The sequence below is a fragment of the Massilia sp. Root335 genome (genome assembly GCF_001425685.1).
Lineage (GTDB): Bacteria > Pseudomonadota > Gammaproteobacteria > Burkholderiales > Burkholderiaceae_D > Telluria > Telluria luteola.
Genome location: NZ_LMCY01000048.1, coordinates 191,333 through 198,943, shown reverse-complemented (window position 1 = coordinate 198,943; position 7,611 = coordinate 191,333). Strand labels below are relative to the sequence as shown.

The following is a 7,611-nucleotide window of genomic DNA, read 5'->3' as shown; positions in this document are numbered from 1 at the left end:
CCCGCCATTTCGATCAAGTGATCGACTCTCATGTCATCCTCTGCATCGACAATCTCACCGAGAAAGAAAAACGCCAGAAAGCCGAGATCAATCTGCGTCTCGCAGGCAAGATCGTCCATGTCGCCAGTGCCGCGCACGATTTATATGCCGCGATCGACATGCTGATGGACCGCCTCGACCGCCAGGTCGTCAAGTACAAGCAAATGCTCAAGGATCATGACAACGCGTGCATCAAGCGCATGTCCGAAGGGGGAGAGGAAGAACCCGCCGCCGCGTGATGCCACGCGTGCAGCAGCATCAATGACAAAGGGCGCATCGGCGCCCTTTTCGATTTTATGCGCCACCCATGCGCGTTAGAATGCGGTTCTGCTTATTCCAATAACACTTCAATAACACGAGACATGACCGAACACGTGCAAACGCGGGTCGCCAACCGCACCGGCATCATCACCCTGGACCGCCCCAAAGCCCTCAACTCGCTGTCGCTGGACATGGTCCGCGCGCTCACCGCGGCCTTGCTCGCCTGGCGCGGGGATGCCGGCGTCGACGCCGTCGTCATCGCCAGCACGAGCGAGAAGGCCTTATGTGCGGGCGGCGACATCCGCTTCTTCCACGAGGCCGGCAGGGCCACGCCGCAGACGGGCAGCCCGCTGCTGGAAGATTTCTTCACCGAGGAATACGCCCTCAACCACCTGATCCACTTTTATCCGAAGCCGTATATCGCGCTGATGGACGGCGTCGTGATGGGCGGCGGCATGGGCATCGCCCAGGGCGGGCCGGACTGCGGCCTGCGCATCGTGACGGAGCGTTCCAAAATTGCCATGCCCGAGGTGAACATCGGCCTGTTCCCGGACGTGGGCGGCAGCCACTTCCTGTCGCACGCGCCGGGCCGCCTGGGCCACTACCTGGGCGTGACGGGCGTGACCGTCGGTGCGGCGGACGCCATCTACGTGGGGCTGGCCGACGTGTTCGTGCCGTCCTCGCAGCTGGATGCGCTGCGCGCGCTGGTCGAGGCGACGCCGGGCGCGCAATTGCCCGCCGCGATCCGCGCGTTCGCGGCGCCGTATGCGTCGCAGGCCGGCGCGGGCGAGCTGGCCGCGCAGCGCGAGGCGATCGACCGCCACTTCGGCGCGGATTCCGTGGCGGCCGTGATGGCGTCGCTGGAGACGGACGCGAGCCCGTTCGCGCAAAAGACGCTGGCCACGATGCGCCAGCGCTCGCCGCTGATGATGTCCGTGACGCGCGAGATGCTCGTGCGGGGCGCCAGTCTCGGCGTGGCGGACTGCCTGCGCATGGAGCGCTCGCTCGTGCGCCGCACGTTCGAACATGGCGAGGTGCTGGAGGGCGTGCGCGCGCTCGTGATCGACAAGGACAATGCGCCGCGCTGGAATCCGCCGCTGCTGGCCGACGTCACGCCGGAGATGGTCGCGTGGTTCTTCGCGCCGGTGTGGCCGGCGCACGCGCATCCGCTGCGCGACTTGTGATTCGGCAGGTTGCGTCTGCGTGTCTGCGTGTCTGCGCGTGGGCTCGGGGAGCCCACCCTACGAGACGTCAGCCGTAGGGCGGGCACCCCGTGCCCGCGACAGCGCATGCGTCACGTCTGCCGCTTCAGGGCTGCTCGCGGTGCCTCACGACGACCCGTTCCGTGTCGGCGAAATAAGTCCCGAGGCGCTCCGCCATGTACACGGACCGGTGCTGTCCCCCCGTGCAGCCGACGGCCACCGTCAGGTAGCTGCGGCTGTCCTTCTTGAACGACGGCAGCCACTTGGCGATGAAGGCGCGGATGTCGGACAGCAGTTCGGCCGCCTGCGGCTGCGCGTCGAGGAAGGCGATCACGGGTGCGTCCTTGCCGTTCAGCGGACGCAAGGTGAGGTCGTAATACGGATTCGGCACGGCGCGCACGTCGAACACGAAGTCGGCGTCGAGCGGCACGCCGCGCTTGAACGCGAACGATTCGAAATACAGCGTCAGCGGCGCGTACGTGACCTCGGCCAGTTCCTTGACCCAGGCGCGCAGCTTGTTGGCCGACAGTTCCGAGGTGTCGATCACGTGGCCCATCTTTTCGATCGGACCGAGGCGGTCGCGCTCTTCCGAAATGCATTCGATCAGCGTGCGGCGCGATGCCGGGTTCTCGCCCGGACGCAGTTCGTGCGACAGCGGATGGCTGCGCCGCGTCTCGGAAAAGCGCGCGACGAGCGAGTGCGTGCTGGCGGTGAGGAAGATCACCTTGACCTGGTGGCCTTCGTCGCGCAGGGTCGCCACCGTCGTCGGCAGCTCGGCCAGCGATTCGGCGCTGCGCGCATCGACGGCGACGGCGATGCGTTTCGTGTCGCCGCCGTCGATGTTGCCGACGAGGGCCGGCAGCAGGGCAGGTGGAAGGTTGTCGACGCAGTAGTAGCCTGCGTCTTCGAGGACGTTCAGGGCCACGGATTTACCGGAGCCGGAGATACCTGTGATGAGTAGGATGCGCATGCGGCGATGATAGCATCGGCCGATGTTTACCGCAGTGCACCAGGCTTCTTGTTGAGGTATTTGCAACAGCGGAACTTGGGTTCCCGCCTGCGCGGGAACGACGATGTAGGCGCGTCGCCTCAAAAACGTCGTCCCCGCGCAGGCGGGGATCCGATTTCGCATGCTCAGTCGCTGGACATCGCCTGCCTTTGCCGCTCCATGAACTCCTGCAGCGTATCGATCCCGCGCAGCTGCAGGATCGTATTGCGCACGGCGGCCTCCAGCAGCACCGCGATGTTGCGGCCGGCCGCGACGGGGATGACCACTTTGCGGATCGGCAGGCCCAGCACGTCCTCGGTGGGGAAGTGGAAGGGCAGGCGTTCGACCTCTTCGTCCAGCGCGCCGCGCTTGACGAGGTGGACGATCAATTTGAGGCGCATCTTGCGGCGCACCGCGGTCTCGCCGAAGATCGCCTTGATGTCCAGCAGGCCCAGGCCGCGCACTTCCAGCAGGTTTTGCAGCAGCGGCGGGCAGCGGCCCTCGATCATGTTCGGGGCGATGCGCGAGAATTCCACGGCGTCGTCGGCGACGAGGCCGTGCGAGCGCGAGATCAGTTCCAGGCCCAGCTCGCTCTTGCCGAGGCCGGAGTCGCCCGTGATCAGCACCCCGACGCCCAGCACGTCCATGAACACGCCGTGCATGATGACGCGCTGCGCCAGCTTCTTCGACAGGTACACGCGCAGGTAGTCGATCACCTGCGCGGCCGGCAGCGGCGTCGAAAACAGCGGGATGTTCTGCTCGTCGCAGATGGCGAGGATGTCGGGCGGCGTGTCGAGGCCCTGGGCGATGAACAGGGCCGGCGGACCGCCCGCGATCAGTTCGCCGATCAGGTGGCTGCGCGAGCCGGATTTCAAACGCTGGTAGTAATTCAGTTCCTGGTGACCGAACACCTGCATGCGGCCCGGGTGGATCAGGTTCAGGTGACCCACCTGGTCCGCGGCCGAGACGGCGTCGCCGGAAATCTGGCGCTCGCCGCCCGGGAATCCGGCGAACCAGCCCAGTTGCAGGCTGTCGCGGTTGTCGTCGTACAGCCGTTGGATGGTCAGCGGAGTCTGCAGCATGTTCCCTTTCGCAAGGTCAGCCGAGGGCTTGCAGGCTCGGCTGCCAGTTGATGATGCGTTCGTAGACGGCGCGCGGGTCCGTATCGGTCGTCAATGCCGTGCGGATGGCCTCGTCCGAGAACAGTTCCGCGATCTCGGACAGGATCTCGAGATGCTGTTGCGTGACATGGTCCGGGATCAGGAGGAAGAACAGCAGCTTGACCGGCTGGCCGTCCGGCGATTCGAACGGAATCGGTTCGAGCAGGCGCACGAACGCGGCCAGCGGCGCCTTGAGGCTCTTGCTGCCCTTGATGCGGCCGTGCGGCACGGCGACGCCGTGGCCGAGTCCCGTGGACCCGAGGCGCTCGCGCGCGAACAGATTGTCCGACACGGTGGAGCGGGCGATGCCGCAGTTGTTCTCGAAGATGAGGCCGGCCTGCTCGAAGGCGCGCTTCTTGCTCGACACTTCCAAATCGAGCTGCACGTTCTCGAGCGAGAGGATTTTGCTTAGATTAGTCATAACACGCTTCTATTGCGGTGCATCCTGGGATGCTTGCGAGCGGGAATTATAGGCCGGTTTTATGGCCGTGTAATTCGATTTCGCATGTCGTTCGGCACCTGTGTGATCCCTGTCGCAAACCTTTGCGTAAAGACCTCGCATCCGGCAATCGGACATGCGCAATTTCCGCCGCGAAATCCCGGGTTTTACGCACAAAACATCGTCCCGGGGCCTCTTTTTCCGATTTTTCTAGCGCAAACTTGTCGCTTTGCATATCCGGCGACATGGCGGCACGCCCGCCGATATGGCTGGGTTGGCGTCGCAAATGTCGTTGGAAACGTACACTGTAGATGGGGGTGATCGACGAAAAATCACCCATCCACACTGTTTATTGACGCGCAGTGCGCAAATTCGGCAGTTTTCCGGTGGTGAAATTGGCGCGCCAGGGATTGATGTCCAGGCCGCCGCGCCGGGTGTAGCGGGCGTACACGGCCAGCTTGATCGGTTTGCACTGGCGCAGGATGTCGGTGAAGATGCGCTCGACACATTGCTCATGGAATTCGTTGTGCTCGCGGAAACCGATCAGGTAGCGCAGCAGGCTTTCCTGGTCGATCTGCGGACCGGCATAGCGGATCTGCACGCTGCCCCAGTCCGGCTGGCCGGTGACGAGGCAATTCGACTTGAGCAGGTGCGACACGAGGGTTTCCTCGACCGCGGCTTCGTCGTGATTGGCCTTGAGCAGTTCCGGGGACGGACTGTAGTTGTCGACCTCGATGTCGAGACGGTCGATCAGCAGGCCGTCCTGCTCGCCCATCTTGACCTTGTCGAAGTCTTCGGGCAGGGTGAGCGCCGCGTGCACGGGCGCGCCGAACGCGGTCGACAAATCGTCGCGCAGCAGGGCGAGCAGGGCGTCCGTGTTGGCCAGCCGGGTCTGGTTGAACGAATTCAGGTAGAGCTTGAAGGATTTCGATTCGACGATGTTGGGCGAATCGGCGGGCACGGTAAAGGTCGCGATGGCGACCTGCGGCTTGCCGCGCATGTTCAGCCACGACAATTCGTACGCATTCCAGATGTCCACGCCGAAGAAGGGCAGCGTGCCGGTCAGGCCGAGTTCGTCGCGCTTTTGCTGGCGCGGGATGGGAAACAGCAGCTCCGGCGCGTACTGGGTCTGGTAGGCCGAGTTCTTGCCGAGAGGCGAATGTTCAGGGGTATTGGTCATGATGTTTTCTCGAGGCCGGCCACGTTCGTGACGTGCGTGGCGATGCCGGTCCGGCGGCGGCAAAGCGGCGTATCGTACACCTTTCCGCAATTGGATGCGTTATCGGCATATCATCGGTGGGCACGGGGTGCCCACCCTACGGCGCTTCGGGTAGCGCGTAGGGTGGGCTCCCCGAGCCCACCATGCACATCCGCGACCGTTTTACAGGAACAGCTTGTACGCCGGATTCGCGCTCTCGTCCCAGTAGCGATAGCCCAGCGTGGCCAGGAACTGGCGGAACTCGTCCATCTCGCCGGACGGCACCTGCAAGCCGACGAGGATGCGCCCCACGTCGCCGCCCTGGTTCCGGTAGTGGAACAGGGAGATGTTCCAGTTCGGCGCCATGCTGTCCAGGAAGCGCATCAGCGCGCCCGGGCGTTCCGGGAATTCGAAGCGGTACAGCAGCTCGTCGTGCGCCAGGCCGCTCTTGCCGCCGACCAGGTGGCGTACGTGCTGCTTGGCCAGTTCGTCGTGCGTGAGGTCGAGGGTGCGGAAGCCGTGTTCTTCGAACGTGCGCGCGACGGTGCCCGACTCGCTGCGGCTGCCGATCTGCACGCCGACGAAGACGTGGGCTTCGCGCTCGTCGCTGATGCGGTAGTTGAACTCGGTGACGTTGCGCGGGCCGATCAGCGCGCAGAAGCGCTTGAAGCTGCCGCGCTGCTCGGGAATCGTCACGGCGAACACGGCTTCGCGCGCCTCGCCCAGTTCGGCGCGTTCGGCGACGAAGCGCAGGCGGTCGAAATTCATGTTGGCGCCGCAGGCGATGGCGACGAGCGTCTCGCCGCGCACCGGGTTCTTCGTCATCAGCGACCGCTCGACATACGCCTTGGCACCCGCGACGGCGAGCGCGCCGGACGGCTCGACGATGCTGCGCGTGTCCTGGAACACGTCCTTGATGGCGGCGCACAGCGCGTCGTTGTCGACGATGATGATCTCGTCGACCAGTTCCTGGCACAGGCGGAAGGTTTCGGCGCCCACGAGGCGCACGGCGGTGCCGTCCGCGAACAGGCCGACGTCCTGCAAGGTCACGCGTTCGCCGGCCTTCAGGCTGCGCGCCATCGCGTCCGAATCGTTGGTCTGCACGCCGATGATCTTGATGTCGGGACGGATCTGCTTCACGTACGCGGCCACGCCGCTGATCAGGCCACCGCCGCCGATCGCCAGGAAGATGGCATGGATCGGGCCCGAATGCTGGCGCAGGATCTCGACGCCGATCGTGCCCTGGCCGGCGATGACGTCCGGATCGTCGAACGGGTGCACGAACGCCAGCTTCTGCTCCTTCTCCAGCACTTGCGCATGGTTGAAGGCGTCGGTGTACGACTCGCCGTGCAGGACGACTTCCACGTTGTTGCCGCCGAAGGCACGCACCGCGTCGACCTTCACGCTCGGCGTCGTGGTCGGCATGACGACCACGGCGCGGCAGTTCAGGCGGGCCGCCGACATGGCGACGCCCTGCGCGTGGTTGCCGGCCGACGCGCAAATCACGCCGCGGTTCAGTTGCGATTCCGACAGGTTCGCCATCTTGTTGTAGGCGCCGCGCAGCTTGAAGCTGAACACGCTCTGCATGTCTTCGCGCTTCAGGTAAATCTTGTTGTCGGTGCGCTTGGAGAGGCTGGGAGCGTATTCGAGCGGGGTTTCGACGGCGACGTCGTAGACGCGTGCGGTAAGGATTTTCTTGAGGTAGTCGGTAGTCATGATCGATGCGGTCTGTTCGGGTTCCGGGGCGACGCTGACTGTCCTGCTTGGTGGGTAACCGAGGCGAGCAGTGCGGCAGCTTGGCTCGGTAGAGCCTGGCATACCGTGTCGTTACGAGGTGTTTCTCCCCATTATAATGTAATCAACCCATCCGTCCGCCGTCCATCCCTTCTTGCCGATGATCGAATCCGCCGTACTGTGGCTGCTGAAATTCCTCGCCGTGCCCACCGTCGGGCTGACGTCGGTCTTCCTGATCGCCTTCGTTTCCGCCACCCTGCTGCCGCTCGGCTCCGAACCGGCCGTGTTCGCGGTCGTGAAAGCCAATCCGGCCATGTTCTGGCCCGTGATCCTCGTCGCCACGCTGGGCAACACGCTGGGCGGCGTCGTCGACTACTGGATCGGCTACCGCGCCAAGGTCGCCTTCGCGAAGGAGCGCTCGTCGCGCTGGTTCCACTGGCTGAAACGCTACGGCGCCAAGACGATGCTGCTGTCCTGGGTCCCGGGCATCGGCGACCCGCTGTGCACCCTGGCCGGCTGGCTGCACCTGCCGTTCTGGCCCAGCGTGATCTATATGGCCATCGGCAAGTTCGGACGCTATGTCTTCATGA

General features: G+C 64.6%; 8 protein-coding genes. 3 read left to right on the top strand and 5 right to left on the bottom strand.

Annotated features, from left to right (window positions below; all coding sequences use genetic code 11):
* Both raiA and ASC93_RS24700 read left to right on the top strand, forming a co-directional pair.
* Positions 1–278 (top strand): ribosome-associated translation inhibitor RaiA (raiA, locus tag ASC93_RS24705; protein ID WP_082548332.1); only part of this gene is annotated, 278 nt, incomplete at its 5' end.
* Between the two features lie 123 nt (positions 279–401).
* Positions 402–1,484, top strand: a complete 1,083-nt coding sequence (locus ASC93_RS24700; RefSeq protein ID WP_056448949.1) for an enoyl-CoA hydratase/isomerase family protein — start codon at positions 402–404, stop codon at positions 1,482–1,484.
* A 124-nt stretch (positions 1,485–1,608) separates the two neighbouring features.
* Here ASC93_RS24700 and rapZ read toward each other — a convergent pair whose 3' ends face one another.
* The 5 genes from rapZ to ilvA form a co-directional block, all read right to left on the bottom strand.
* Positions 1,609–2,472, bottom strand: a complete 864-nt coding sequence (rapZ, locus tag ASC93_RS24695) for an RNase adapter RapZ (RefSeq protein ID WP_056448946.1) — start codon at positions 2,470–2,472, stop codon at positions 1,609–1,611.
* A 164-nt stretch (positions 2,473–2,636) separates the two neighbouring features.
* Positions 2,637–3,572 (bottom strand): HPr(Ser) kinase/phosphatase, encoded by a 936-nt coding sequence (gene hprK / locus ASC93_RS24690; RefSeq protein WP_036238906.1) that lies wholly within the window; start codon positions 3,570–3,572, stop codon positions 2,637–2,639.
* A gap of 16 nt (positions 3,573–3,588) precedes the next feature.
* Positions 3,589–4,071: a PTS sugar transporter subunit IIA gene (locus ASC93_RS24685; RefSeq protein WP_056448943.1), complete on the bottom strand. Its 483-nt coding sequence runs from the start codon at positions 4,069–4,071 to the stop codon at positions 3,589–3,591.
* Positions 4,072–4,438: 367 nt separating this feature from the next.
* Positions 4,439–5,269 (bottom strand): NADPH-dependent 7-cyano-7-deazaguanine reductase QueF, encoded by an 831-nt coding sequence (gene queF, locus ASC93_RS24680; RefSeq protein ID WP_056448939.1) that lies wholly within the window; start codon positions 5,267–5,269, stop codon positions 4,439–4,441.
* Between the two features lie 201 nt (positions 5,270–5,470).
* Positions 5,471–7,105 (bottom strand): threonine ammonia-lyase, biosynthetic, encoded by a 1,635-nt coding sequence (gene ilvA / locus ASC93_RS24675; protein ID WP_082548322.1) that lies wholly within the window; start codon positions 7,103–7,105, stop codon positions 5,471–5,473.
* 76 nt (positions 7,106–7,181) lie between these two features.
* Between ilvA and ASC93_RS30200 the strand changes: the two genes are divergently transcribed.
* Positions 7,182–7,611: YqaA family protein (locus ASC93_RS30200; RefSeq protein WP_082548331.1), on the top strand; the 430-nt coding region annotated here is incomplete at its 3' end.